At 59.5% G+C, this 26,974-nt stretch carries 28 protein-coding genes and 1 pseudogene; 3 read left to right on the top strand and 26 right to left on the bottom strand.

Annotation, left to right across the window (positions count from 1 at the left end):
- Positions 1–65: 65 nt before the first annotated feature.
- The 13 genes from ACA048_RS08030 to ACA048_RS07970 all read right to left on the bottom strand — a co-directional run bounded on the left by ACA048_RS08030 (position 66) and on the right by ACA048_RS07970 (position 10,970).
- Positions 66–704: a TetR/AcrR family transcriptional regulator gene (locus ACA048_RS08030; protein ID WP_497628665.1), complete on the bottom strand. Its 639-nt coding sequence runs from the start codon at positions 702–704 to the stop codon at positions 66–68.
- Positions 705–1,047: 343 nt separating this feature from the next.
- Positions 1,048–1,833, bottom strand: coding sequence for a TatD family hydrolase (locus tag ACA048_RS08025; RefSeq protein ID WP_497628664.1), 786 nt, complete (start codon positions 1,831–1,833; stop codon positions 1,048–1,050).
- A gap of 94 nt (positions 1,834–1,927) precedes the next feature.
- Positions 1,928–2,914, bottom strand: a complete 987-nt coding sequence (locus ACA048_RS08020) for a DNA polymerase III subunit delta' (RefSeq protein WP_497628663.1) — start codon at positions 2,912–2,914, stop codon at positions 1,928–1,930.
- Positions 2,907–3,539 carry a dTMP kinase gene (gene tmk / locus ACA048_RS08015; protein ID WP_497628662.1) on the bottom strand — a complete coding sequence of 211 codons (633 nt, stop codon included), beginning with the start codon at positions 3,537–3,539 and terminating at the stop codon, positions 2,907–2,909. Before tmk ends, ACA048_RS08020 begins: the two co-directional genes overlap by 8 nt.
- A gap of 19 nt (positions 3,540–3,558) precedes the next feature.
- A complete protein-coding gene (gene mltG / locus ACA048_RS08010) occupies positions 3,559–4,806 on the bottom strand; it encodes an endolytic transglycosylase MltG (RefSeq protein ID WP_497628661.1) in 1,248 nt (415 codons plus the stop codon).
- 3 nt (positions 4,807–4,809) lie between these two features.
- On the bottom strand, positions 4,810–5,625 hold the full coding sequence (gene pabC, locus ACA048_RS08005; RefSeq protein WP_497628660.1) for an aminodeoxychorismate lyase: 816 nt from the start codon (positions 5,623–5,625) through the stop codon (positions 4,810–4,812).
- Positions 5,625–6,869 carry a beta-ketoacyl-ACP synthase II gene (fabF, locus tag ACA048_RS08000; RefSeq protein ID WP_497628659.1) on the bottom strand — a complete coding sequence of 415 codons (1,245 nt, stop codon included), beginning with the start codon at positions 6,867–6,869 and terminating at the stop codon, positions 5,625–5,627. Before fabF ends, pabC begins: the two co-directional genes overlap by 1 nt.
- A 110-nt stretch (positions 6,870–6,979) precedes the next feature.
- Complete coding sequence (gene acpP / locus ACA048_RS07995; protein WP_223518982.1) at positions 6,980–7,216, bottom strand: acyl carrier protein; 237 nt, start codon at positions 7,214–7,216, stop codon at positions 6,980–6,982.
- A 191-nt stretch (positions 7,217–7,407) separates the two neighbouring features.
- Positions 7,408–8,151, bottom strand: a complete 744-nt coding sequence (gene fabG, locus ACA048_RS07990; RefSeq protein ID WP_223518981.1) for a 3-oxoacyl-ACP reductase FabG — start codon at positions 8,149–8,151, stop codon at positions 7,408–7,410.
- 16 nt (positions 8,152–8,167) lie between these two features.
- Positions 8,168–9,106, bottom strand: coding sequence for an ACP S-malonyltransferase (gene fabD, locus ACA048_RS07985; protein ID WP_497628658.1), 939 nt, complete (start codon positions 9,104–9,106; stop codon positions 8,168–8,170).
- A 125-nt stretch (positions 9,107–9,231) separates the two neighbouring features.
- Entirely contained in the window at positions 9,232–10,242 is a 1,011-nt protein-coding gene (gene plsX, locus ACA048_RS07980; RefSeq protein ID WP_497628657.1) for a phosphate acyltransferase PlsX, read from the bottom strand.
- A gap of 4 nt (positions 10,243–10,246) precedes the next feature.
- Positions 10,247–10,429 carry a 50S ribosomal protein L32 gene (gene rpmF, locus ACA048_RS07975; RefSeq protein ID WP_003179396.1) on the bottom strand — a complete coding sequence of 61 codons (183 nt, stop codon included), beginning with the start codon at positions 10,427–10,429 and terminating at the stop codon, positions 10,247–10,249.
- Between the two features lie 13 nt (positions 10,430–10,442).
- Complete coding sequence (locus ACA048_RS07970; RefSeq protein ID WP_004371317.1) at positions 10,443–10,970, bottom strand: YceD family protein; 528 nt, start codon at positions 10,968–10,970, stop codon at positions 10,443–10,445.
- Positions 10,971–11,076: 106 nt separating this feature from the next.
- Here ACA048_RS07970 and ACA048_RS07965 point away from each other — a divergent pair, with 106 nt between their 5' ends.
- Positions 11,077–11,655: a Maf family protein gene (locus ACA048_RS07965; protein WP_497628656.1), complete on the top strand. Its 579-nt coding sequence runs from the start codon at positions 11,077–11,079 to the stop codon at positions 11,653–11,655.
- A gap of 48 nt (positions 11,656–11,703) precedes the next feature.
- Here the strand turns inward: ACA048_RS07965 and ACA048_RS07960 are convergent, their stop codons facing one another.
- From ACA048_RS07960 to rluC, 3 genes are read right to left on the bottom strand one after another with little or no spacing between them, the layout of a single operon-like run.
- Entirely contained in the window at positions 11,704–12,693 is a 990-nt protein-coding gene (locus ACA048_RS07960; RefSeq protein WP_497628655.1) for a S49 family peptidase, read from the bottom strand.
- Between the two features lie 24 nt (positions 12,694–12,717).
- Positions 12,718–13,380 (bottom strand): HAD-IA family hydrolase, encoded by a 663-nt coding sequence (locus tag ACA048_RS07955; protein ID WP_497628654.1) that lies wholly within the window; start codon positions 13,378–13,380, stop codon positions 12,718–12,720.
- Positions 13,367–14,329 (bottom strand): 23S rRNA pseudouridine(955/2504/2580) synthase RluC, encoded by a 963-nt coding sequence (rluC, locus tag ACA048_RS07950; protein ID WP_497628653.1) that lies wholly within the window; start codon positions 14,327–14,329, stop codon positions 13,367–13,369. Before rluC ends, ACA048_RS07955 begins: the two co-directional genes overlap by 14 nt.
- Positions 14,330–15,028: 699 nt before the next feature.
- Here rluC and rne point away from each other — a divergent pair.
- Complete coding sequence (gene rne, locus ACA048_RS07945) at positions 15,029–18,238, top strand: ribonuclease E (RefSeq protein WP_497628652.1); 3,210 nt, start codon at positions 15,029–15,031, stop codon at positions 18,236–18,238.
- Between the two features lie 82 nt (positions 18,239–18,320).
- On the opposite strand, the gene ACA048_RS07940 is transcribed toward rne, so the two are convergent.
- The 10 genes and pseudogenes from ACA048_RS07940 to ACA048_RS07895 form a co-directional block, all read right to left on the bottom strand.
- Positions 18,321–18,917, bottom strand: coding sequence for a nucleotidyltransferase family protein (locus ACA048_RS07940; RefSeq protein WP_497628651.1), 597 nt, complete (start codon positions 18,915–18,917; stop codon positions 18,321–18,323).
- A gap of 19 nt (positions 18,918–18,936) precedes the next feature.
- Positions 18,937–19,047 (bottom strand): annotated as a pseudogene (locus tag ACA048_RS07935) (XdhC family protein); the annotation flags it as partial.
- A gap of 286 nt (positions 19,048–19,333) precedes the next feature.
- Positions 19,334–20,353, bottom strand: a complete 1,020-nt coding sequence (murB, locus tag ACA048_RS07930; RefSeq protein ID WP_497628650.1) for a UDP-N-acetylmuramate dehydrogenase — start codon at positions 20,351–20,353, stop codon at positions 19,334–19,336.
- Positions 20,350–20,814: a low molecular weight protein-tyrosine-phosphatase gene (locus ACA048_RS07925; RefSeq protein WP_497628649.1), complete on the bottom strand. Its 465-nt coding sequence runs from the start codon at positions 20,812–20,814 to the stop codon at positions 20,350–20,352. Before ACA048_RS07925 ends, murB begins: the two co-directional genes overlap by 4 nt.
- Entirely contained in the window at positions 20,814–21,578 is a 765-nt protein-coding gene (gene kdsB / locus ACA048_RS07920; RefSeq protein WP_497628648.1) for a 3-deoxy-manno-octulosonate cytidylyltransferase, read from the bottom strand. The genes ACA048_RS07925 and kdsB overlap by 1 nt, the downstream gene beginning before the upstream one ends.
- The gene (locus ACA048_RS07915; protein ID WP_007945752.1) at positions 21,575–21,760 is read right to left on the bottom strand and encodes a Trm112 family protein; all 186 of its coding nucleotides are present in this window, start codon (positions 21,758–21,760) and stop codon (positions 21,575–21,577) included. Before ACA048_RS07915 ends, kdsB begins: the two co-directional genes overlap by 4 nt.
- Positions 21,761–21,785: 25 nt before the next feature.
- Positions 21,786–22,796 (bottom strand): tetraacyldisaccharide 4'-kinase, encoded by a 1,011-nt coding sequence (gene lpxK, locus ACA048_RS07910; RefSeq protein ID WP_497628647.1) that lies wholly within the window; start codon positions 22,794–22,796, stop codon positions 21,786–21,788.
- The gene (gene pocB, locus ACA048_RS07905) at positions 22,796–23,227 is read right to left on the bottom strand and encodes a flagellar polar localization protein PocB (RefSeq protein WP_497628646.1); all 432 of its coding nucleotides are present in this window, start codon (positions 23,225–23,227) and stop codon (positions 22,796–22,798) included. The genes lpxK and pocB overlap by 1 nt, the downstream gene beginning before the upstream one ends.
- Positions 23,224–23,862 (bottom strand): flagellar polar localization protein PocA, encoded by a 639-nt coding sequence (gene pocA / locus ACA048_RS07900; protein WP_223516891.1) that lies wholly within the window; start codon positions 23,860–23,862, stop codon positions 23,224–23,226. The genes pocB and pocA overlap by 4 nt, the downstream gene beginning before the upstream one ends.
- Before the next feature lie 98 nt (positions 23,863–23,960).
- Positions 23,961–26,195, bottom strand: a complete 2,235-nt coding sequence (locus ACA048_RS07895; RefSeq protein ID WP_497628645.1) for a DNA internalization-related competence protein ComEC/Rec2 — start codon at positions 26,193–26,195, stop codon at positions 23,961–23,963.
- Positions 26,196–26,330: 135 nt separating this feature from the next.
- On the opposite strand from ACA048_RS07895, the gene ACA048_RS07890 reads away from it, so the two are divergent.
- Positions 26,331–26,846, top strand: coding sequence for a DUF2062 domain-containing protein (locus ACA048_RS07890; protein WP_497628644.1), 516 nt, complete (start codon positions 26,331–26,333; stop codon positions 26,844–26,846).
- Positions 26,847–26,974: the final 128 nt, after the last annotated feature.

Here is a 26,974-nt window from a genome sequence, read left to right as displayed (position 1 = left end):
TGAGTATATTCCTGCGGTACTGCGCCATATAGCTAAATCATGGCGCAATCAGGCAGCTGAATGAGTCAGCTGCTCGGGGTGTCGCTATCGCGCTTGCGTTTGTTGCCCATGCGCACGCCGATGTCCATCAGGAACTGAAAGAAGCCTTCCTGATCTTCCAGCACATTGCTCCAGAACGGCGAGTGATACAGCGCCACGGCGCCATGCACCAGCGCCCAGGACGCGCAGTAATGGAAGTAAGGCGGCACGTCTTCGAGCTTGCCTTCGCTGATCCGGCCTTTGATCAGCAGGGTCAGGCGTTCAAAGTTGGAGGCGCGGATCTTGTGCAGTTCCTCGACCATCTCCGGCACTTGATTGCCCTTGACCACCTTCTCTTCCAGTCGGTCGAACAAACGATAGCGTTGCGGATCGCGCATGCGGAATTCGAAGTAAGCCCGGGACAGCGCTTCCTTGTCCTTGTCGACATCGGCCGAATGCAACAGCTCGTTCAAATCACGCTCGTAATCGAGCATCAGGCGCAGATAAATCTCCGCCTTGGATTTGAAGTGCTTGTAGATCGTGCCTTTGCCGATACCGACGGCATCAGCAATCATCTCGACGGTGACACTGTCTTCACCTTGTTCGAGGAACAGCTTGAGCGCGGTATCGAGAATTTCTTGCTCGCGGCGACGAAACTCACGGACCTTACGAGGTTCTTTATGCATAAGAAAAGGTCTGTTGGGGGTCAAAATTCGAAGCCGCGTATTATGCCTAACTTACGCAAAAATGCACGGATCATCCGACCATATCTGTGTTTCGTGATGATTTCCAGCAGGGTCGCCCACTGATGAGAACTCTTCCGAAGCGGCCGTATTCCAAAATTGTTTAAAAATCGTCGCCGGTAAACTGGACGAGGCGCAATAGTGATCAATACTTGAACTGTCGGCGAGACATCTCCCCCAAGTGTTTCGCCGATATTGGTACCAACGGACCGCGTGCCATTGTTTTACTCCTAATGGTCTTAACCCGGATTCACCCCCCAGAACCCGGGTTTTTTTTGCCTGCGATTTAACCTTTCACATGCGCCAGCGGGAACAACCGCTTGAAGTTCTCAGTGGTCTGCTCGGCAAATCGCTCGTAGGGCTCACCTCGCAACATTGACAGAAACTCCGCTACTTCACGCACGTATTGCGGCAGATTCGGCTTGCCGCGATACGGGATCGGCGCGAGGTACGGTGAGTCGGTTTCCACCAGTAAGCGGTCGGCCGGCACCTTGCTGGCCACATCGCGCAGCGCGTCGGCATTGCGAAAAGTGACAATACCGGACAAGGAAATGTAATAGCCCATATCCAGCGCAGCCTTGGCCATGTCCCAGTCTTCGGTAAAGCAATGCAGTACGCCAGCCTGAGGCAGTGCAGCTTCACGCAACAAGCTCAGGGTATCGGCGCGGGCACCACGGGTGTGGATGATGACTGGCCTGCCGGTCTGCCGGGCCGCTTGCAGGTGCAGGCGAAACGACTCCTGTTGCAACTCTGCCGCTTCCGGTTCGTAGTGATAATCCAGACCGGTTTCACCAATCGCGACCACACGGGGGTGATTGAGCTCGCGCAACAGCCAATCCAACGCGGGCGCAGCGCCCGGTTGCACGTCCAGCGGATGCACGCCGACCGAACAGTCGACGTCGTCATAACGTTCGGCCAGGGCTTTGACGTCGGCGGCGTTGTCGACGCTGACGCCGATGCACAGGAAGTGCCCTACCCCACGCTGACGAGCCGCATCGAGTGCAGCATCCAGAGAGCCGTCGTGGGCGGTGAGGTCGAGGCGATCAAGGTGACAATGGGAATCTACGAGCATAAAAGGGCTGCAACTTACATCGTATGAGTGGGACGGTCGGACTTGCAGGCTCCGGCCAGGTGGGGGCAGATGCACAGAGTTTAGGCGCAGACGATCACTTCTGGGTAGGCAAGGACGCCCATTGCACCAGCAGCGCTTCCAGCAATAACACCCGGTTCAGGTTCGCCTTGCTCATCACTTTCTGGCGCTGGGCGAGGATCCAGTCCTGAATACCGAGGACTTTATCCTGAGCGGTTTTTTGCGCCAGGTACTGAACCACCTTGCGCATGTCCGCCAGCCCCAGGCCTGCTTCATCCTGAGTCAATTGATAACGCAGAATCAGGCTCGACCAGTCACAAAACCAGTCGAACAACAGCAATAACGGGATCGCATTCCAGCCCTCGGCCAGTTGCGTCGGAGATTGTTGCTGTTTGAGCAACTTCTTCACCCCATCGACCACCAGCGCCCGCTGCTCGCGCACACCCTGCGCTTGCAAGGTGACTGCCGCCAGTGGCGAACCGGCGGCCAGGGTCAGCAGTTCGATACGTTCTTCTTCCGTGCAGTCCGGCAAGGCTTTGGCCAGCCACGCAAGGCTCATCGCTTCGCTCGGCAACGGGCAGGCTTGCTGGACGCAGCGGCTTTTAATGGTCGGCAACAGACGACTGGTCTGGTGGCTTACCAACAGCAAAACGGTATCGCCCGACGGCTCTTCAAGGCTTTTGAGCAAGGCGTTGGCGGCATTGACGTTCATCGACTCGACCGGCTCGATCAACACCACTTTGCGCCCGCCCATCTGCGAGGTCTGCACCACGAAGCTGACCAACTCGCGCACCTGATCGACCTTGATCGCCTTGTCGGCTTCTTCCGGCTCCAGGATGTAATTGTCGGGATGGCTGCCAGCCTTGAGCAACAGGCAGGATTTACATTCACCGCAAGCGTCCTGCGCGGTAGGGCGCTGGCACAGCAGACTGGCCATCAACCGTTCCGCCAGCGCGCGCTTGCCGATCCCGGCCGGGCCATGCAGCAGATAGGCGTGAGCGTGTTGCTTACGACCGGCCAACTGCTGCCAGAGACTGTCTTGCCACGGATAGGCTTCAGCCACGTGTCAACTCCAACAGACGCGGCAGCAGAACGTCCAGAGACTGCTGAACCTGCGTCAGTGGCTGGGCCGCATCGACCAGCACATACCGCGCAGGGTCCGCTTCAGCGCGCTTGAGAAATGCACTACGCACCGCATCAAAAAAGGTTCGGCCTTCGAGTTCAAAACGGTCCAGTCGACCGCGAGCGCTGGCACGGGCCAGGCCCACTTCCACTGGCAGGTCGAAGATCAGCGTCAGGTTCGGGCGCAGATCGCCCTGAACGAAAGCTTCCAGAGTCGCGATGCGTTCCAGCGACAAACCGCGACCGCCGCCCTGATAGGCGTAGGTTGAATCCGTAAAGCGATCACACAGGACCACCGCACCACGGGCCAGCGCCGGGCGAATCACTTCGGCCAGGTGTTGGGCGCGCGCGGCGAATACCAGCAACAATTCGGTGTCGGGGTTCATAACTTCATCAGCTGGCGCCAGCAGCACGTCGCGAATCCGCTCGGCCAACGGCGTACCGCCCGGTTCGCGGGTCAGTACCACTTCGATACCGGCAGCGCGCAGACGCTCGGCCAGGTATTCGCGATTGGTGCTTTTGCCGGCACCTTCCGGGCCTTCCAGAGTAATAAACAAGCCAGTCACGGGCAGTCCTTAGTCAGAATTATTGCGGGCTTTGCGGAGCGGCTGCAGCCGGCGCGGGCTCAGGTGCCGGTTCAATTACAGGCGTCGGTTCCGTAGCCGGATCTTGCGGCGCCACGGATGGCAAAGCCTCGGGATCGGGATTGGGATCGGTATCGGTATCGGTATCGGGCGAAGCCGCCGGAATCGGCGCCTCGTTATCCAGCGATTCGCCATTCGCCGTCTCTGGCGCAGGGATCGGCGCCGGGCTGGAACGATAGTCGACACGACGCTTGAGCTGGAACTCGCGCACCGCATTGTTGTGAGCATCCAGATCATCGGAGAACACATGGCTGCCATCGCCACGCGCGACGAAATACAGACTGTTGCCGGCCACTGGGTTCAACGCAGCATGGATGGCTTCGCGACCGACCATGGCAATCGGCGTCGGCGGCAGGCCCGAGATCATATAAGTGTTGTACGGGGTCGCTTCCCTGAGGTGGGCGCGGGTCAATTTACCGCTGTAGCGATCACCAAGACCGTAGATCACCGTCGGGTCGGTCTGCAGCAACATGCCGATCGCCATGCGTCGAACGAAGACGCCAGCAATCTGCCCGCGCTCCTGCGGCACGCCGGTTTCCTTTTCCACCAGCGAGGCCATGATCAGCGCCTGATAGGGCTCGGTGTACGGCACGTCAGCAGCGCGTTGATCCCACTCTTTGGCGAGGACCTCGTCGAGGTGGTCATAGGCTTTTTTCAACAGATCGACGTCGGTCATGCCACGCACAAACCGATAGGTGTCGGGGAAGAAGCGACCTTCCGGAAAGATCCCGCGGTGACCGAGCTTCTCCATCACCTGACTGTCACTTAACCCGTCGAGGGTCTGCTCGAGTTTTTCGTCTTTGGCCAGGGCTGCGCGAACCTGACGGAAATTCCAGCCTTCGACCAGGGTCAGGCTGTATTGAACCATTTCGCCGCGTTTCCACAGCTCGATCAGCCCCTCAACCGTCATGCCCGGAACCATGCGGTACTCGCCGCTGTGCAACGGTTGTTTGGGGAGATTGAAGCGCCAGTAAACACGCAACCAGAACGCATCCTTGATGACGCCATCGGCTTCGAGTCGATAGAAGGTGCGGGTTGGCGTCGTGCCCTTGGGCACTTCCAGCAGTTTTTCCTGGGTGATGTTAAGCGGCTGTTCCAGCGCCGAATGGATTTTCCAGGCAGAAGCGCCCAGACACAGCCCCGCCAGAACCAATCCGGTTTCCAGCAGCAGCAAGAATTTACGTCTCACGTATCAAGCATCCAGTAGCGCGCGGGCAATGGTTTGGAGTTTACGGGTGAGCGGCCCAACCGGCCAGCTCAACGCAGCATAGGCGCGCACCGGCCAAACGCCATACACGCTGTTGCAGACAAAGACTTCATCGGCCCATTGCAGCTGATCGAGGCTGATGTCGATGATTTGCGTGGGAATCCCCAGTGACTCGGCTTGAAACAATAATTCGGCACGCATCACGCCGGCCACGCCACAGCGTTTTAAATCGGCGGTGATCAGCACGCCATCGCGCACCAGGAACAGATTACTGAACACACCTTCGATGACGCGACCGACCTGATCGAGCATCAAGCCTTCTGCATGTTCGGTGTCTTGCCATTCGCCACGGGCAATCACTTGCTCCAGACGGTTCAGATGTTTAAGCCCGGCGAGCAAGGGCTGTTTGGAAAGTCGCGTGACGCAGGGGAACAGACGAACGCCCTGCTCTGCATGAACAAACGGATAAGAAGCAGGAGGATTGCCTTGCAGAATGCGTCGGGCTTGCGCCGAAGGATCGGGAGCATAACCGCGCAAGCTGTCGCCGCGCGTGAGAATGAGCTTGAGCACACCCTCACCGAGCGCTGCGGCGTAGGCCAGCAATTCGTTGCGAACCAGTTCGTGATCTACAGCGATCGCCAGGCGCGAACAGCCTTGCGCCAGACGCGACAGGTGCCGGTCCAGCAACAGCGGCTGCCCGCCACGCACGGCAACGGTCTCGAACAGACCGTCGCCGTAAGCCAGGCCGCGATCTTTCAGCGACAGAGCGTCAGCCGGCTGACCGTCGACCCAGCTGTCCATCAGTCAGCGAACCGGCGGAACACCAGCGAGCCGTTGGTCCCGCCAAAACCGAACGAGTTTGACAGCACCACATCGATGTCCATGTTGCGCGCAGTGTGCGGCACAAAATCGAGGTCGCAGCCTTCGTCCGGCTCATCGAGGTTGATGGTCGGCGGCGCTACCTGGCTGTTGATCGCCAGCACGCTGAAGATTGCCTCGACTGCGCCCGCTGCGCCCAGCAAGTGACCGGTCATGGACTTGGTCGAACTGACGGCCAGTTTGTAGGCGTGTTCGCCAAACACCGACTTGATCGCACAGGCTTCGGCAAGATCGCCGGCCGAAGTCGAAGTACCGTGGGCGTTGATGTATTGAACCTGATCGACATTGACCTTGGCATCGCGCAGGGCGTTGGTGATGCAACGTGCAGCACCTGCACCGTCCGCCGGTGGCGAGGTCATGTGGTAAGCATCGCCACTGGTGCCGAAACCGATCAGCTCGGCGTAGATGGTCGCGCCGCGCGCCTTGGCGTGCTCTAGTTCTTCTAGCACCAGAGCACCGGCACCGTCGGACAAGACGAAGCCATCACGGCCCTTATCCCAAGGGCGGCTTGCACGGGTCGGCTCATCGTTGCGGGTCGACAGTGCGCGGGAAGCACCAAAGCCACCCATGCCCAGCCCGCACGCTGCCATTTCGGCGCCGCCGGCAATCATCACGTCGGCCTCGTCGTACATGATGTTACGGGCTGCCATGCCAATGCAGTGCGTACCGGTGGTACACGCGGTGGCGATGGCGTAGTTAGGTCCCTGTGCACCCAGGTGGATGGACAGGAAACCGGAAATCATATTGATGATCGAGCCAGGCACGAAAAACGGAGAGATCCGCCGTGGGCCAGTATCATGCAGCGTGCGGCTGGTTTCTTCGATATTGGTCAGACCGCCAATACCCGAACCCATCGCCACGCCGATACGCTCGCGGTTGGCGTCAGTGACTTCCAGGCCGGCGTTGCGTACAGCCTGAAAACCTGCGGCCAGACCGTATTGAATAAACAGGTCGAGCTTGCGAGCTTCCTTGACCGACAGGTATTCCTCGACATTGAAGCCCTTTACCGAGCCGCCAAAACGGGTGGAATAGGCAGAAAGGTCGGTGTGTTCGATCAGACCAATGCCACTGCGGCCAGCCAGAATGCCCTGCCAACTGCTCGGCACATCCGTGCCCAGTGGCGACAACATACCCATACCGGTGACTACGACGCGTCTACGCGACACAGCACTCTCCTTTTTTTCAAATGACGACTTTGCATCATGCCTAAAGAAAAAACCGCACGCCGTGATGGCAGTGCGGTTTTTCCATGACAGCAAGCAACGATTACAAGCTATTAACCCTGGTGGTTAGTAACGTAATCGATTGCGGCTTGTACAGTAGTGATCTTCTCAGCTTCTTCGTCAGGGATTTCGGTCTCGAATTCCTCTTCCAGAGCCATCACCAGCTCAACGGTGTCAAGGGAGTCGGCACCCAGGTCTTCAACGAAGGAAGCAGTGTTGACCACTTCTTCTTCTTTAACGCCCAGTTGCTCAGCAACGATTTTCTTGACGCGCTCTTCGATGGTGCTCATACCTTGTTTTCACTCCTAATGGACAAATTCAGGCAGCTGGCCAGTGGGTAAGTGTATAGAAAGGCTTTTCAGCTTTTCAACTGAAAGCTTCACTCCTCAAACCCGACAGCCCTCTGCCTATAAATAGATTGCAGCTTTATAACGGATTTTAGACAGCTCGTATGACATTTTTTTGAAGCGATCCGTCACATTTAACTCATGTACATCCCGCCGTTCACCGGGATTGTAGCCCCAGTAACGTAAGCCGCACCGTCGGATGCAAGAAAAGCGACCACAGACGCGATCTCTTGAGCTTGCCCCAGACGGCCCAGCGGAATCTGCGTCTGCAAGGCTTCACGCTGTGCCTCAGGCAGTTCACGGGTCATATCGGTGTCGATGAACCCAGGGGCCACCGAGTTTACCGTAATCGAACGCGAACCGACTTCACGCGCCAGTGCGCGGCTGAAACCTTCCAGACCGGCCTTGGCGGCAGCGTAGTTTACTTGGCCTGCGTTGCCCATGGCACCCACAACCGAACCAATACTGATAATTCGTCCCCAACGAGCTTTGGTCATACCGCGCAAAACGCCCTTGGACAGGCGGAACAGACTGTTCAGGTTGGTATCGACAACGTCATGCCACTCGTCGTCTTTCATACGCATCATCAGGTTATCGCGGGTGATACCGGCATTGTTGACCAGAATCGCCGGGGCACCGAATTGCGCTGTGATGCTCGCCAGTACTGCAGCAACGGATTCGTCGCTGGTGACATTGAGCTCAAGACCGGTGCCTTGAATACCGTTTTCTTTCAGGGTCGCGGCGATGCGCTCGGCACCGGAAGCGGAGGTCGCGGTGCCAATCACGGTGGCGCCCTGACGACCTAGTTCCAGGGCGATGGCCTGGCCGATCCCGCGGCTCGCGCCGGTGACCAGTGCAACTTTACCTTGCAGACTCATGCAAGTTTCTCCTGATTCAGGCCAGCGCTGCACGGGCGGCAGCGAAAGCGTCTGGGGTATTGAGGTTGGATGTCGACACGCCTTCGGCGCAGCGCTTGTTCAGACCGGCCAGCACTTTGCCGGGACCGCATTCGACCAGTTGGGTCGCGCCCTTGGCGGCCAGCGCCTGAACCGATTCAACCCAGCGCACTGGCTTGTAGAGCTGCTCAAGCAGATCGCGCTTGAGGGTATCCAGATCGGCCGGCACATTGGCGCTGACGTTCTGTACGACAGGAATCTGCGGCGCTTGCCAGTCGATTGCAGCGATGGACTCGGCAAAACGCTCGGCCGCCGGGCGCATCAGCTCACAGTGCGACGGTACGCTGACCGGCAACGGCATGGCGCGCTTGGCACCACGGGCCTTGCAGCCTTCGATGGCGCGCTCCACTGCCGCCTTGGCACCGGCGATCACCACCTGGCCCGGGGAGTTGAAGTTCACCGCGCTGACCACTTCGCCTTGCGCCGCTTGGGCACAAGCTGCCAACACGTCAGCATCATCCAGACCCAGAATGGCGGCCATGCCACCCTGCCCGGCCGGAACGGCTTCCTGCATCAACTGACCACGGCGTTCAACCAGCTTGACCGCATCGCCGAGGCTCAGGCTGCCCGCAGCAACCAGAGCGCTGTACTCGCCCAGGCTATGACCGGCAACGTAAGCCGGACGCGCGCCGCCTTCAGCCAGCCACAGACGCCACAAGGCGATCGAGGCGGTCAGAATGGCCGGCTGGGTTTTATCGGTTTGATTGAGTTGCTCTTCCGGCCCTTGCTGGGTCAGTGCCCATAGGTCGTACCCCAGAGCATCGGAAGCTTCTTTGAATGTTTCGAGGACAACCGGATGTTGCGCGCCCAACTCGGCCAGCATGCCGAGGGACTGCGAACCCTGTCCTGGAAAGACGAATGCGAGGGAAGCAGACATGTAACAAGCCCCTAATGATCTTGTCGTCGGAGAATTGATGTCCCAAGTGGGGGACGCAAGAAACTGACAGTTGGATGGCCAATTGACCCAAGCGGTCACATTTAAGCATTGTCCGACGAAAACGCCTAAAGCAACAAATCCTCCAGACGACCGTGAATCCGCTCCGGCAGGTTTTCCTGAATCTCGATCAGCGCACGGGAAATGGCGCTTTGAAACCCCTGAACCCCGGCCGAACCGTGGCTTTTCACCACAATCCCTTGCAAACCAAGGAAGCTGGCGCCGTTATGCCGCGCAGGTGCGAGCTCAGCCTGAAGACGTTTCATCAGCGGCAACGCCAGAGCGCCGACCATTTTCGACGCGAGGTTTTTCTTGAACAAGGCTTCGATGCGCCCGGCAATCATGGTCGCCAGCCCCTCGCTGGACTTGAGCAGGATATTGCCGACAAAGCCATCACACACCACCACATCCGCCTCGCCACGGTACAAACCGTCACCTTCGACAAAACCGATGTAATTGATGCCACGAGCAGCCTGCAACAAGGTGGCCGCCAGCTTGACTTGCTGATTGCCCTTGATGTCCTCGGTACCGATGTTCAGCAGCGCGACACGCGGGCGAGCAATGCCAAGCGTTTCCGCCGCCACCGAGCCCATGACAGCGAACTGCAACAGGTGCTCGGCACTGCAATCAACATTGGCGCCCAGATCGAGTAACTGGCAATAGCCCTTTTGCGTCGGAATCGCCGCCACCATTGCCGGACGATCAATGCCCGGCAAGGTCTTGAGCACAAACCGCGACAACGCCATCAGGGCGCCGGTATTGCCGGCACTGACACAGGCTTGAACCTTGCCGTCTCGTAATAACTCGAGCGCCACGCGCATCGACGAATCGGGCTTGCCGCGCAAGGCCTGCGCAGGCTTTTCGTCCATGGTGATGACTTCAGACGCAGGCGCAATCGACAGGCGCGAGCGATCCACAGCCGATTGGCCAGAGAGCAATTCTTCAAGAAGGGAGGGTTGACCGACGAGGGTCAGGTGCAGCGAGGGTGTAGCAGACAGGCAAGCGAGGCTGGCCTGAACAATGCTGCGGGGACCGAAGTCCCCGCCCATTGCGTCAATCGCGATGACTTGAGCGGACAAGTGATTACTCGTCAGCGCCCTTGTCGATCACTTTACGGCCACGGTATACGCCTTCTGGCGATACGTGGTGACGCAGGTGAACTTCACCGGTGGTTTTTTCTACAGACAGGGTGCTAGCCTCGAGAGCGTCGTGCGAACGGCGCATGTCACGGGCGGAGCGGGATTTTTTGTTCTGCTGAACAGCCATAATTGATTAACTCCTAAACGTTTGGGTCACGCTTTAACTGCGCCAATACACTGAACGGGTTGGACCGCGTTACCTCGTCCTCGCTCGGTTCGGGCTCATCGAGACCCGCCGGCTGCTGGCATTCTTCCGGATGATGAGCAGGCACAATGGGCAAGGCGAGCAGAAGCTCCTCCTCGATCAGTGACTGCAGATCCAAAGGATCTTCGCCCAGTTCCAGCACGTCATAACCTTTCGGCAACGACTGGGTATTCGCACCCTCCTTCACCACAGCATAACTGCATTCGCTATGGATCGGCAGGGTGACCAGCTCAAGACAACGCTGGCAAACCATTTTGACCTCGGTGTCGATAAAGCTGTGGATGACCACAGATTTACGTTCATCTCGTTCAAAAACGAATTTAGCCTGCACCGTACCGACAGTGTCGGAAAGCGGGTCGCAGAGTCTCTCCAAATCGGCCAGCAGCAGTTCACCTTGAAGGGTGGTGCCACGGTCAGCCAATTTGCGCGGGTCAACGTGAGGTGGAATCGGGTCATTCAACATAGGCGCAGCATTATAGGGATGCCCCCAGCCATGTCAAAGGAAATTCAGCCCTGTCCGTCACTTGCAAGCCTCCGCTAGAATTCACGCCTGACTTTTGGAGTTGCGCATGCTGCCTTTATTACTCGCTTCAAGCTCGGTGTATCGCAGGGAATTGCTGGCCCGCTTGCAGCTGCCATTCACCTGCAGCTCGCCGGATATCGACGAAAGCCATCGACCGGGTGAGCCGGCTACCGAACTGGTCAAACGCCTCGCCAAAGAAAAAGCCCAGGCACTGGCGGGCAGCCATACCGCTCATCTGATCATCGGCTCCGATCAGGTCGCGGTCCTCGGCGACAGAATTATCGGCAAACCCCACACCTTCGAAAAGGCCCGCGAACAACTGCTGGCCGCCAGCGGTGCCAGCGTGACCTTCCTCACCGGACTGGCACTGCTCAACAGCCAGACAGGCGACTGCCAGGTTGATTGCGTGCCATTCACCGTCCACATGCGCGTACTGGATCAGGCACGCATCGAACGTTACCTGCGCACCGAGCAGCCCTACGACTGTGCTGGCAGCTTCAAGGCCGAAGGTTTGGGGGTGAGCCTGTTTCAAAGCACCGAAGGCCCTGACGCCACCAGCCTGATCGGCCTGCCGCTTATCCGCCTGATCGACATGCTGCTGGCAGAAGGCGTGCAAATTCCCTGAGCACAAAAAACCGGCCACGAAGGCCGGTTTTTTTATGCAGCCACGGGATCAGCGCATCGATGGACCGTGAAAGCCCATCCACATCGCCAATTGCTCCGCAACACTGGCACCGAGCTTTTTCGAGAAGCGATCAAACGGCGATTCCTGAACTGTGAAGTCCACCAGTTCTTTCTCGCCGATCACGTCACGCGCTACCGAACTGGCATTACCCAGACCATCAATCAGACCGAGCGGCAGCGCTTGCTCACCATTCCAGACCAACCCGGAGAACAGTTCAGGGTGTTCCTTGTCCTTGAGGCGGTCGCCGCGACCCTTCTTGACGCTGTTGATGAACTGTTGATGCGTTGTGTCCAGCACACCCTGCCAGAATTGAGTTTCCTCAGGCTTCTGCGGCTGGAACGGATCAAGGAACGATTTGTGCTCACCCGACGTGTAAGTGCGACGCTCGACACCCAATTTTTCCATGGTGCCGACAAAGCCGTAGCCAGCCGCCGTCACACCAATGGAGCCCACCAGGCTCGCCTTGTCGGCGTAGATCTGATCCGCCGCGCTGGCAATGTAATAAGCACCGGAAGCCCCCAGATCAGAGATCACCGCATACACCCTGGTGTCCGGATGCAGGCCGCGCAGACGGACGATTTCGTCATACACGTAACCCGACTGCACCGGACTGCCGCCCGGGCTGTTGATGCGCAAAACGATGCCTTTGACTTTCTCGTCCTCGAAGGCCGCACGCAGACTGCCGACGATATTGTCAGCACTGGCCGGCTCCTTGTCGGCAATCATGCCCGTCACGTCGATCAATGCCGTGTAGTTGGAGCTGCTGGTCGCACTCTTTTCCATGTCCATCAGCGGCGTGAACAGGATCAGCGCGACAAACAGGTACACGAAAGTCAGCAGCTTGAAGAAAATCCCCCAGCGACGCGACCGGCGCTGCTCCTGCACGCTGGCCAGCAGGGTCTTTTCCAGCAGCTTCCAGCTTTTTTCGTCACCGCTCTCTGCGCTCGCCTTGGCGGGCGCTTTCCATTCGTCGGTCATGACATCTACCCCAGCAAAAATCTATTAAGCCCGCTGACCCAGCCAGGCATGCAATTCTGAAAAACGATCAATGGCCAATGCCGGCTCGAACAACTTCAGCGCCTCGATTGATTGCGCGCCGTAGCTGACCGCCACCGAATCCATGCCGGCGTTGCGCGCCATCTGCAGGTCGAAGGATGAATCGCCGACCATCAGCGCCTGCTCGGGACGAACCTCGCAATGGGCAAGAATCTGTTCAAGCATCAGCGGATGCGGCTTGCTCGCGGTTTCGTCGGCGGCGCGGGTGATATCGAAATAATCTTCCCAACCGTGAGCCTTCAGCACCCGATCCAGCCCGCGACGCGCCTTGCCCGTCGCCACAGCCAAATGATACCCCTCGGCACGGAACGCCTCCATCGACTCGACTACGCCTTCGAACAGCGGCGAAGGCACGGCTTCCGAGGCGATATAGTGATCCGCATAGTGCTGACGAAACGCTACCAGTTCGGCATCGCCAATCTCGGGATACAGGGTACGAATCGCCTCTGGCAAACCCAGCCCGATAATGCCTTTGACCGCAAAATCATCACGCAGCTGAAATCCGGAGCGCTCGGACGCGACATGCATCGCCTCGACAATCCGACCAATAGAGTCGGCCAGCGTGCCGTCCCAATCGAAAATCAACAGCTTGTAATCAGAGTGGCGCACTCAATCGCTCCACGGTCTTGGCCCACATCTCGTCCACAGGCGCCTGCAATTTCAACTCGCCACCATCGGGCAGCGGCACGGTCAGCATGTAGGCGTGCAGGAACAGGCGCTTGCCGCCCAGATCGCGGATTTCCTTGCTGAAATCTTCGTCGCCATACTTGGTATCGCCGGCAATGCAATGCCCGGCGTGCAGGGTATGGACACGGATCTGGTGAGTCCGGCCGGTGATCGGCTTGGCTTCGATCAGGGTGGCAAAGTCGCCGAAACGACGCAGCACCTTGAACACGGTCACGGACTCCTTGCCCTCCTCCTCGTCGACCTCGACCATGCGCTCGCCGGATCGCAGATTGCTCTTGCCCAGCGACGCACGGACTTGTTTGATCGAGGCTGCCCAGTTACCGCGGACCAGCGCCATATAGCGCTTATCGACGCCATCGCCGCGCAATGCCGTGTGCAAGTGACGCAACATGCTGCGCTTCTTGGCGATCATCAGCAGGCCGGAGGTATCACGGTCGAGACGGTGAACCAGTTCGAGCTCCTTGCAATCGGGACGTAACTGACGAAAGGCTTCGATCACCCCGTAAGTCAAGCCGCTGCCGCCATGGACCGCGATGCCGCAAGGCTTGTTGATCACGATCAGCGCTTTGTCTTCAAAAACAATCGAGGCTTCGAGCCGCTGCAGCAGGCCCTGGGCCAGCGGCACCGGCTCGTCGCGCTCGGGCACACGAACCGGCGGCACGCGCACGATATCGCCCGCCTGCAGCTTGTATTCGGGCTTGATCCGACCTTTGTTCACTCGCACTTCGCCTTTGCGCAAAATGCGGTAAATCAGGGTCTTGGGCACGCCTTTTAGCCGAGCGAGAAGGAAGTTATCAATACGTTGGCCGGCATATTCCGGCGAGACCTCCAGCAGTTGTACGGCTGGGGTCGAAGGGGCTGTAGTCGTCATGGCGCGGATGATAACAATTTTTTATGGAATTGAAGCACTTAATCATTGCTGCTATAGTCGCGAACGCCGCCAAAAGCGGCTGGACAGCGGACCAACGGTCAAAAACCGGCCCTGACCAACGCAATTCACCAGGACGCGAGGCCGTCCTACGGGGCTTTCGCTACGTAAAGGTGGAGTTTGCAGCTGTAACAAGCGCAGGTGACATGAGGCCTGAATCACGCCGCAAAGCAGAGTTTTCACTCGCCTTGCGAGCAAATATTCACGGCCAGTTCACAAAGTGCAGTCAGCCACGAACGACCCTGGGCGAACGCTTCGGAAACAACGCCTAAATTAGCCATGATGCGTGACCTCCCCCTTCGGAGCTCACGGTAAATGCCAACCCGCTGCGGATTCTGCGCGCGGCAGCACCCGAATTATCAGGGATACGTGTAGGGTGGAGATGCACAACCGCTGGACTGTGTAGCAATAGGCTTTATCAAGACGCTTCATCTCGTCCACAGCCGCTGGTTGATTCCTCCTCCTGACTGAGTGCTTAAGTAGCCACAGCAAGCAGGACGCGTACGTCGCGACACCGGCCCAATTGGTCGGGGTTCGCTAGACACTGGAGTGGCCAACCACTCCTGACGCACCTGACACCGACCGTGAGAAGTCGTGTGTGCCGAACGCCGTTTCCGGCAGCCCGGAAACCGACGGTACTACATGAAAAGAATGCTGATTAACGCAACTCAACCCGAAGAGTTGCGTGTTGCACTGGTAGATGGCCAACGCCTCTACGACCTGGACATCGAATCCGGTGCACGCGAGCAGAAGAAGGCCAACATCTATAAAGGCCGGATTACTCGCATCGAACCAAGCCTTGAGGCTGCCTTTGTCGATTTCGGCTCCGAGCGCCACGGCTTCCTGCCCCTCAAAGAAATCTCCCGCGAATACTTCAAGAAAGCCCCCGAAGGCCGCGTCAACATCAAGGACGTCCTGAGCGAAGGCCAGGAAGTCATCGTTCAGGTCGAAAAAGAAGAACGTGGCAACAAGGGCGCCGCCCTGACCACCTTCATCAGCCTGGCCGGTCGTTACCTCGTACTGATGCCGAACAACCCACGTGCCGGCGGTATTTCCCGTCGCATCGAAGGTGAAGAGCGCAACGAACTGCGCGAAGCCCTGAACGGTCTGGTTGCCCCGGCCGACATGGGTCTGATCGTGCGCACTGCCGGCCTGGGCCGCAGCAGCGAAGAAATGCAGTGGGACCTCGATTACCTGCTGCAACTCTGGACCGCCATCAAAGAAGCTTCGCTGGATCGTTCCGCGCCGTTCCTGATCTACCAGGAAAGCAACGTGATCATCCGCGCCATCCGCGACTACCTGCGCCAGGACATCGGCGAAGTGCTGATCGACAGCGTTGAAGCCCAGGACGAAGCCCTGACCTTCATCCGCCAGGTGATGCCGCAGTACGCCAGCAAGATCAAACTGTACGAAGACAGCGTTCCGCTGTTCAACCGTTTCCAGATCGAAAGCCAGATCGAGACCGCCTTCCAGCGCGTCGTTGAACTGCCTTCCGGCGGTTCCATCGTTATCGATCCGACCGAAGCCCTGGTGTCCATCGACATCAACTCGGCGCGCGCCACCAAAGGCAGCGACATCGAAGAAACCGCACTGCAGACCAACCTTGAAGCCGCCGAAGAAATCGCCCGTCAGTTGCGCTTGCGCGACATCGGCGGCCTGATCGTCATCGACTTCATCGACATGACCCCTGCCAAGAACCAGCGCGCCGTGGAAGAGAAAGTCCGCGAATGCCTGGAAGCCGACCGCGCTCGCGTGCAAGTCGGTCGCATCTCGCGCTTCGGCCTGCTGGAAATGTCCCGTCAGCGCCTGCGTCCATCCCTGGGCGAGAGCAGCGGCATCGTTTGCCCGCGTTGCAACGGCACTGGCATCATCCGTGATGTTGAATCGCTGTCGCTGGCAATCCTGCGCCTGATCGAAGAAGAAGCCCTGAAAGACCGCACCGCCGAAGTTCGCGCACAAGTGCCTATTCCGGTTGCCGCGTTCCTGCTCAACGAAAAACGCAACTCGATCACCAAGATCGAACTGCGCACCCGCGCCCGTATCGTCATTCTGCCGAACGATCACCTCGAAACGCCGCACTTCGAAGTTCAGCGTCTGCGCGATGACAGCCCGGAAGCCAGCATCAATCAGTCCAGCTACGAAATCGCCGCTGCCGCTGCTGAAGTCGAAGAAGTCCAGCCAGCCGCTGCGACCCGCACCCTGGTTCGCCAGGAAGCAGCGGTCAAGACCGCTCCGGCCCGTGCCAACGCTCCGGTTCCGACCGAAGTCGTCGCTGCCGCCCCCGTGGCTGCACCGGTTGCTGCGCCAGAACCAAGCCTGTTCAAAGGCCTGGTGAAGACGCTGGTCAGCCTGTTCGCCACCAAGGAAGAGCCTGCTGCTCCGGTTGTGGTTGAAAAACCAGCGACCACCGAGCGCCCGGCCCGCAACGAAGAGCGTCGCAACGGTCGCCAGCAGAGCCGCAACCGCAATGGTCGCCGCGATGAAGAGCGCAAGCCTCGTGAGGAACGTGCACCGCGTGAAGAACGCGCACCCCGTGAGCCGCGCGAAGCCCGCGAAGAAACCCCGGCCGTAGCCCGTGAAGAACGTGCTCCACGTGCCCCTCGTGAAGAACGTGCGCCGCGCGGTGAAGAACGTGCACCGCGCGCTCCACGCGAAGACCGCAAGCCACGTGGCGAGCGTGAAGAACGCCCGGTACGTGAACTGCGCGAGCCTCTGGATACCGCTCCGACCGCAGCTGCCGCTACTGCTACTGCTACCGCTGAAGAGCGCCCAGCTCGCCAGCCACGTGAAGAACGCGCTCCACGCCCACCGCGTGAAGAACGTCAGCCACGTGCAGAACAAGCCGCTGCCGCCGTCGCTGAAGAAGAGCTGACCTCAAACGAAGAGCAACTGCAGGAAGACGGTCAGGAAGGCGCCGAAGGCGATCGTCCACGCCGCCGCTCCCGTGGCCAGCGTCGTCGCAGCAACCGTCGTGAGCGTCAGCGCGATGCCAACGGTAATGTGATCGAAGGTTCGGAAGAATCCGAGTCCGCCGAAGGTAACGAAGCTGGCGAAAGCAACGAAGCGCCAAGCACTTCTGATCTGGCCGCCGGCCTGGCTGTGACCGCAGCCGTTGCCAGCACCGTGATCAGCGCACCGGCTGAAGCACAAGCTCACGAGCAAGCCGAACGCGCCACTGCTGCTGTTCAGGAAACTGCTCCGGTTGAAGCGCCAGTGGTTGAAGCAACGACTCCGGTCGAAGCGACTGCCGCTCCGGAAATCGAAGTGGCTCCGGCTCGTGAAGCACAGCCTGTTGTTGAAGCTGCCGCCGAGCCTGCTACCTTCGCTGAACCCGTCGCCGAACCAGTGGTTGCTGCCGAGCCTGCTGCCGAAACCGTCACTGAAACCGTGACCGAAGCTGTCCGCGAAGTTCGTGAAGAACAAACCGCGTTCAACTGGGTTGCCGAGACAGCCGTCGAAGCGCCAGCGCCAGTCGTTGAAGCCCCGGTGGCTGAAGCGATGGTTTGCGAACCAGTGGTTGTGGCAGCCGAACCTGCTCCAGTCGTTGAAGCGCCGGCTCCAGTGGTTGCCGAAGTGGCGGAACCGGCCGTTGAAGCGGCCCCGGTCAGCGCCCTGACGCCAAGCGGCCGTGCGCCGAACGATCCACGTGAAGTGCGTCGTCGCAAGCGTGAAGCCGAGCGCCTGCAGAAGGAAGCCGAACAGGCTGCCGCTGCTGCTCCGGTTGTTGCTGAAGTGGTCGAAGCGGCGCCTGCCGAATCGGTCATCGAAGAAGCACCGCGCTCCGTTCAGGAAGCCGTAGAGCAACACGAACAAGCCCAGGAAAAAGAGCACGAGCCTAAACCCCTCGTCTAATTCCCTAGGCCATTAAAAAGCCCCGTCTGGTAATCCCAGGCGGGGCTTTTTTTATGTCTCTGAACATCACCACAGGGGGGATCTATGCTGGCTTGAAGGTCAGTGCCTCAGGCACATCCACATCCCACAATACCCCGGGATCACCCACCGCCACTTCAACCACCCTTCCCAGCGCAAACAACGGCTTGGCACCGTGATCACCGGACAATCCCGTCAACCCCACCCCAAAGTTTCGACCGAACCCGACCGGATGCCCATATCCGCCTGCATGCACCGGCACACTGACGCAATCTTCAGCAATCCCCGCCACCACCCGCTCAATACTCGACGGCAAAATAAACGGCATATCCCCCAGCACAATCAACCAGCCATCGAGCTGCGGACACGCCGCCACGCCAGCTGCAATGCTGTCACCCATGCCCGTCGTTTCGATCAATACAACCTCGAAATCGTAGGCCTGAGCCATGCGAATTACCTGCGGACGATCCTCAGTGGTCACCAGCACGCGCTTATCCAGAGAAGTCGGCACGCTCACCAACACCTGTTCGATCACCGAACGCACAGTGCCGTCGCGCCCCGTGCAATCCGCCAACAGCTTGTCCTTGTCGGCCCCCGCCACCTGACGAAAACGACTGCCCAGCCCCGCCGCCAGCACAATGACGCCGATGGGTTCGTTCATATAGCCTCCTGCAACGGTTTTTTTGCTTCAGTTCGACACCGTTCTTGATCGCGACAATTTCGGCCATCAGTGACAAGGCGATTTCCGCCGGACTATGGCTGCCAATGTGCAACCCGATCGGACCCTGCAGGGTCGAGTGAATGGTCTTGACCGCTGAGCTTCAGGGTAATCATGGGCTCGCCCGCATAGTTCTTGCGTTATGGGGTCGAGCAATCTGCCGTGGGATATTAGTTGGTTACATGCAGATCGACTCAGGCTAATGAGGCTCTCTTATGCGACGGGAATGTCTGCACCGGGCCTTTAGTGGAGCAAATGCTTGCATCGTCAGGTGGCTAAGTTAACCCGGCATTAACAAAAAACGCCCTGCACAGTAGAAGGTGTGCAGGGCTTTTGAGATCAGCCTTGAAAGACTGGCTTCAATACTGATTGGGCTCCATTTCCAGGTCGACATGGAAACGTTCCGAAATGTCTTTCTGGATACGTTGCGCCAGATTGAGCAATTGCAGGCCGGTCGCGCTGCCGTAGTTGACCAGCACGAGCGCCTGTAACTTATGCACGCCGGCGTCGGCCTCACGGAAACCTTTCCACCCCGCCCGTTCGATCAACCAACCCGCCGCCAGTTTCATTTGCCCGTCGGGTTGCGCATAAGCCACCAGATCCGGGTATTCACCCTTCAGCTGCGCGACCAGCGCCGCTGGCACCAACGGGTTTTTGAAGAAGCTACCGGCGTTGCCCAGCACGGCGGGGTCCGGGAGCTTTTCATTACGGATGCTGCAAATCGCCTGGCTGACATCCGTGGCCGTCGGTTGCTCGATGCCTTGCTCGGTCAAGCGCTGACGCACCGGGCCGTATTCCAGATGCAGGTGCGCAGCGCGATCGAGGGTGAAACGCACCCGCAGGATCAACCAGCGCCCCGGCTCCTGCTTGAACAGGCTGTCGCGGTAAGCGAAGTTGCATTCAGCTAATGTGAAGTCCCGCAGTCCGCCGGTCTGGCGATCCAGAGCGGTCAGGCCAGCGAACACGTCCTTGATCTCGACCCCGTACGCGCCGATGTTCTGCATCGGCGCCGCACCGACGGTGCCGGGGATCAGGCTGAGGTTTTCCAGGCCCGACAAACCCTGCGCCAGGGTGTGCTGCACGAACGGATGCCAAGGCTCGCCGGCCTCGGCTTCAATCACGACTTTGCTGCCGTCATCACTGAGGATGCGAATCCCGCGTGTGGCCATGCGCAGCACCAGCGATTGAATATCGGCGGTCAGCAGCAAGTTGCTGCCGCCACCAATCACCAGCAGTGACACATCATGTGCCGACGCGTAGGCCAAGGCCTCACGCACGTCGGCATCGCTGTGGGCCTCGGCGAACAGGCGAGCCTGAACGTCGACACCAAAACTGTTGAACGGCTTGAGTGAAACCTGCGATTGAACCTGCAAACTCATAACCGTCCCTTCAATTCGATCACCAGCAAATCACTGGCGCGCTCGATCAGGTCCAGCACTTGTTCGAAACCCTGGTCGCCGTCGTAGTACGGGTCTGGCACTTCATCGAGTTCTGACTGGAAGCGACGCAGGAACAGATCCAGCTCAGCTTTGCCCTTGGCCGGTTGCAAGGCCTTGAGGTGGCGCAGGTTGCTGTTGTCCATCGCGAGGATCAGGTCGTAGGTGGCGAAATCGGCGCGGGTGACTTGCTGGGCGCGCTGGGCGGACAGGTCGTAACCGCGCAGTTTGGCCGCGGCCTGGCTGCGTTTATCCGGCGCCTTGCCGACGTGCCAGTCACCGGTGCCGGCGGAGGCGACTTCAATGTGCTCCGCCAGCCCCGCTTCGCGCAGTTTGTGCCGCAGCACGCCTTCGGCCGTTGGAGAACGGCAGATGTTGCCCAGGCACACGAACAGAACGCGCATCAGGCCTCCAGCAGGCGACGAACGCGCTCAAGGTCTTCAACGGTATCCACACCAGCAGGCGGCGCGATGAGCGCGTCGGCGACGTGAATCCGCACGCCATGCAACAGGGCACGCAGTTGTTCCAGGGATTCGGTGTCTTCCAGCCAGCAGGGGCCCCAGCTGACGAAGTCATGCAGGAAACCGGCGCGGTAGGCATAAATGCCGATATGGCGACGATACGGCACGCCTTCGGGCAATTGCTCACGGCTTTTGGCGAACGCATCCCGGGCCCACGGCAACGGCGCGCGACTGAACGTCAATGCCATGCCATTGAGGTCGCTGACGACCTTGACCACGTTAGGGTTGAACAGGGTTTCCACGTCTTCGATCGGCTCGGCCAGGGTGGCCATGCGCGCTTCGGTGTGGGCAGCAAGGTTGGCCGCGACCTGATCAATCACACTCGGCGGTATCAGCGGTTCGTCACCCTGGACGTTGACCACAATGGCATCGGGCGCCAAGCCGAGTTTCGCTGCCACTTCGGCCAGGCGGTCAGTGCCGGAATTGTGGTCTTCGCGGGTCAGCACGACTTCAGCGCCAAACGCGTTGCATGCCTCGATAATGCGCGCATCGTCAGTGGCAACCACCACGCGCTGTGCGCTGCTTTTGCTGGCCTGTTCCCAAACATGCTGAATCATCGGCTTGCCGGCGATCAACAGTAGCGGCTTGCCCGGCAAACGGGTGGAGGCGTAACGCGATGGAATTACAACGGTAAAGGCTGTGGTCATTTATCCAGACGCTCGTCGGTGGTCAGGGTGCGCGCTTCGGTTTCGAGCATCACCGGGATGCCATCGCGGATCGGGTACGCGAGGCCTGCGCCCTTGCTGATCAGCTCGGTCTTGTCGGCGCTGAGCTTGAGTGGGCCTTTGCAGACCGGGCAAGCGAGGATGTCGAGCAATTTGGTGTCCATGAGCATTCCCTGGGTAAAAACGGAGTTAAGGCAGAAGACGATCCGGCAACAGGCGCATCAGCTGCGTATCGAACCAGGCCACGAAGGCCGGCGATGGCACAGCATCGACCGCCAGGTACCACCAATCGGCGGCAGCGAAGGCACGGCACTTCACCGCGTCCTTTTCAGTCATCACCAACGGCAATGACGGTGTGAAATTCAAGGCTTGCACGCTGTATTCGGCGTGGTCGGCAAACGCATGCGGAACTGGCTGCCAGTGTAGCGTTTCGAGGGTTGTGAAGAAACGCTGCGGATTACCGATCCCGGCCACGGCGTGCAGCGCCTGGCCTGCGGAAAAGTGGTCAAGGGGACGCCGTTCACCGCTTTGCAAGTTGATCAGGGCGGTGGGTTGCAGCTGGAAGGCAAATCCGCCATCGCGATCATCCGCAGCGCCGTTGTAGAGCACCGCATCGACGCTTTGCAGGCGCTCGACCGGCTCGCGCAACGGTCCGGCAGGCAAGCAACGCTGGTTGCCCAGGCCTCGGGCGGCATCGATCAGTACCAGTTCCAGATCGCGTGCCATGCGGTAATGCTGCATGCCATCGTCAGAAAGAATCAGGTCCAGCGGCTCGCTCGCCAGCAGTGCCCTGACCGCGCTGCTGCGGTCCGGGTCGATCATTAACGGCACGCCGGTGCGCTGCACGATCAACAGCGGTTCGTCGCCCGCCATATCCGCGCTTTGATCCGCTTCAACGCGCCACGGCAGTTGCGGCGGTTTGGCGCCGTAACCGCGACTCACCACGCCCACCCGCAAACCGCTGCGCTGGCAATGCTGGATCATCCACAGAATCAGCGGCGTCTTGCCGGTGCCACCCACCGTGATATTGCCGACCACGACCAGCGGCACGGGCGGCTGATAGATCTCGCCCTCACCGGCCAGAAATCGCTTGCGCTTGTTCATGACCACGCGCCGATACAACCACTCCAGTGGCTGCAACAGCTTCAGGGCCGGATGACCTTCGTACCATGCGGCGAGCAAGCGATCAGACATGGCCATCAGGGCGCGGGCGGCGCCGCCTCGACAGTGGTCATGCGCAAGTGGCTGAAACCGAGCTTGCCGGCGGCGTCCATGGCGGTGATGACGGACTGATGTTGAGTCTTGCCGTCAGCGCTGATGGACAGCGGCAGGTTCGTGTCGCCGTTGGATTCTTTTTGCAGCGCGTCCATCACTGTCGCCAGGTCGCTCTTGGGCAGTACCCGATTGTTCAGCGAGAACACACCTTCGGCGTTGATGCCGATGTCCAGTTGCTTGACCTGTTGATCTTCAGCCGGAGAGCCGCTGACCGCTTCCGGCAAGTCGACACGCAGCTGGGTTTCACGGGTAAACGTGGTGGTCACAACGAAAAACAGCAGCAGGACAAACACCACGTCGATCAGCGACACGAGATTGATGTCCACGTTCTCCCGTTGCTTGCGGCGGAATTTCACGCTTTTTTGCCCTCGGACAGGTCCACGTCACGGTCACCCTGCACTACCTCGACCAGTTTGATCGCTTCCTGCTCCATCCCCACCACCAGTTCATCGATGCGCCGCTGCAGGAACCGGTGAAAGAATACCGCCGGTATACCGACGATCAGGCCCGAAGCCGTGGTGATCAAGGCTTTGGAAATACCGCCGGCCAGCACTGCGGCGTTGGTGGTCATGCCCGTGCCCATGAACGAACTGAAGATATCGATCATGCCCAGCACCGTCCCCAGCAATCCGAGCAATGGGGCCATGGCGGCGATGGTGCCCAGGGCGTTGATGTAGCGCTCCAGTTCATGGATGACCCGGGCGGCGGCCTCTTCAATGCACTCTTTCATGATTTCGCGGCCATGTTTGGAGTTGGCCAGGCCTGCCGCGAGGATCTCGCCCAACGGTGAGTTGGCGCGCAGTTCCTTGAGTTTTTCTTTATTGAGTTGCTTGTCCTTGATCCACACCCAGACCTGCCCGAGCAGATGCTCCGGGGTCACGCGGCTGGCTCGAAGGGTCCAGAGACGCTCGGCGACGATCGCCATGGCCGCGATGGAACTCAGAATGATCGGCAGCATCATCCAGCCGCCGGATTTGACCAATTCCCACACAGTGACAATCCCCTCGAAAAAGTGCGCCACTCTAACATAGGGGGTGGGCGCACCGAAGACCGTGATGTCGCATCCGGTCGGGCTTTAGTAACTCTCGGCTATTTATTGATGGACGGTGGATCGCGCCAGAAACGCCGATCCAGACGCATCGTCCATGGTGGCTTGAAACGCCCCAATTGCAGAAGAATGGCACCTTGCTCGGCACTGTCGTAAATCGCCATGCCGCGTTTCTGATAGCGCGCCACGACCGTGGGGTGCGGATGGCCAAAAGAATTACCCTGCCCACGGGAAATCAACACTGACTTGGGTTGCAACACGCTCAACAGGGCCATTGACGAGGAACTGCGGCTGCCGTGATGCGGTGACTGCAACCAATCGGTGGCCACCGCCAGAGGACTCTCAAGCAAGGCCCGTTCGGCAGCGATGTCGATATCGCCGGTCAGCAACAGACGCTCGCCGCTGGCCTCTATTTGCAAGACGCAGGACTTCTGATTGCTGTCATGGGCTGACGTCCATTGCCACAGTTCGAAATTCACACCGTCCCAGTTCCATTGCCGGCCACTTTCACACCCTTGGGCTTGCAGTTCGACAGGTAAACCCTCGGGATCGCCACTGAGTACCCGCTGGACAGGCAAGCCATTGGCCACTGCTCGCGCACCGCCGGCGTGATCGGCATCGGCGTGGCTGATCAGCATCAGGTCGAGTTCCTTCACCCCGAGTTTGCGCAACGAAGGCAGCACCACCCGTTCACCGAGGTCGAGGTCGCCGAAACGCGGTCCGGCGTCATACAACAGCGTGTGATGGCGGGTACGCACGAGGATAGCCAACCCTTGACCGACGTCCAGTTGCCAGACATCGGCCATGCCTTCAGGCAACAACGGCCGAGGCGGAAAAACCAGCAACAGCAACAACGGCCACCCCAATGGGCGCAATGGCACACCGCGCGGCAGCAAGAGTAGAAAGGCCCCCATAGTACCGAGTCCCCAACACCACAACGGCACCGCCTCCGGCACCCAGGCGGGCAATTGCCCGGCCATCAATGCCAACACCTTGAACAGCCCATCGATCAAACCGCCCGCCAGCCACAGCAACCCTTCACCCGCATAAGGGATGAGCAACAACAATGTCCCGAGCAAGGCAGGTGGCAACACCACCAGACTGATCCAGGGCACCGCCAGCAAATTGGCCACCGGCCCGCTGAGGCTGATTGGCAGGCCGAGCACCAGCAGCAACGGGCACAGACCGATTGCGATCAACCATTGAGCCCGGGTCCAGGTTTGCCACCATCGCCAAGGCCCCAACCGCCCGCCAAAAGTGAAGATCAACACCGCCACGGCGGCGAAGGACAACCAGAAGCCCGGTTGCAGACTGGCCAACGGATCCAGCAGCAAAACGCCATTCAGCGCCAGTAGCAGCGGCCACCAGGCCCCAAGATGACGAAAGCGCAGCCGCCACAACAGCACCAGACCGATCATCACGCAAGCGCGTTGGACCGGAACATCGAAGCCGGCCAACAGCCCATAAGCCAGCGCTGCCAAGAACGCCAGCCCACAGGCCCAGGGCAGCCAGGGCAAACGTCCTGGCCACAGGCCAAAACGTGCCAGCCCGGCGATCAGCAGATAGACCAACCCTGCCAACAATCCGATGTGCTGCCCGGAAATCACCAGCAGATGCACGGTGCCGGTGTCTTGCAGCACTTGCCACTCCTCACGACTCAGCCCGGCGCCATCTCCGAGTACCAGCGCCGTCAACGCTGCGGTTCGGCCCTGGGCATCGACCGCTTGTAAACGCTGGCGGATGCCGTCGCGCCAGGCCCCTCGGGCTTCGTTGAGTCGCTCACCCGCCTTGACCGTGCCGGTTGCGCCGATGTGTTGCGCCAGCAACCAGGCGTCGTAATCGAAGGCATGCGGATTGAGCAAACCGGAGGGTCGCTTCAATTTGACCGCCAATCGCCAGCGTTCGCCACTGTTGACGGACGGTCCGTCGTACCAGGCCAGTCGCAGTTGCTTGGGCAGCTTCGTTCGGCGTGATTGGCTGTCCGCCAGCTCGAATCGCACCACGCCGTCGGCATTCTGCGGCAACCCCGTCACCCGCCCTTCTATCCAGCGGGTTTCGCCATCAAGCTTCAGTGGCAGGCGATCATCCAGCGCCCACTGCGCATTCGCGCACGCCCAGCTAAAGCCGAACAGGAAGAACGCCAACGAATACGTCCGAAACGGCAACAACATCAAACCCACTGGCGGCAGTAACATCCATAACCCGACCGGCGGTAAAACCGGCAAAAAACGCAGGGCCAACAGACCCAATGCCAGCGCCAACATCCCTGTGCGCATACACTCATCCTGGAGAGTTCCCATCTAGGCTTAGCCGGCTAATCGCACAGACGCCGTTAATAATTGTCACAAAGTCTGAATGGGTGGTTCGCAGAATCCAGACATACTTGCCGCCTTAACCGACCGAGAAGCCTTATGCCCCGGCGCTTGTTCAAACGCTACATGCCAGACCCGACCAGCATCAAGGAACACAAATCCTTACGCTTTCTCGGCACCTTGCTGCATGACCCCAACCTCTGGCATCTCAACCGCCACTCTGTGGCCCGGGCGATGGCAGTCGGCCTGTTCGCGGCGTTTTTGCCCATCCCGATGCAAATGCTGCTGGCCGCCGTGCTTGCCATCATGGTGCGGGGCAACATGCCGATTGCGGTGAGTCTGGTCTGGTTGACCAACCCGATTACCATGCCTGCCGTATTTTTCTGCACGTACCAGACCGGTGCCTGGCTGTTGGATGTGCCCACCCGACAGTTGCCAGACTCATTGTCCTGGGAATGGGTCAGCGGCGAGTTGTCTACGTTATGGCAGCCGTTTTTGCTGGGTTCGATCGTCACCGGAGTGGTGCTGGGTGCCCTCGCCTATTTCCTGACCATGATGTATTGGCGCTGGTGGGTGGCGCGGCAGTGGAAGAGGCGCAAGAAAAACCGGATGTAGGAATGCAATACGGCCTCCAGTATGGAGGCCGTTTTTATTGCGGTGATTGTGATGACGCCATCGCGAGCAGGCTCGCTCCCACAGGGTCGAGTGCTGAACACAGATTTTGTGCTCGCTGAAGATCGCAT

Source organism: Pseudomonas sp. LBUM1659, from assembly GCF_059716045.1.
The sequence above is the reverse complement of the archived record's forward strand: the minus strand, read 5'-3'. Positions and strand labels throughout refer to the sequence as shown.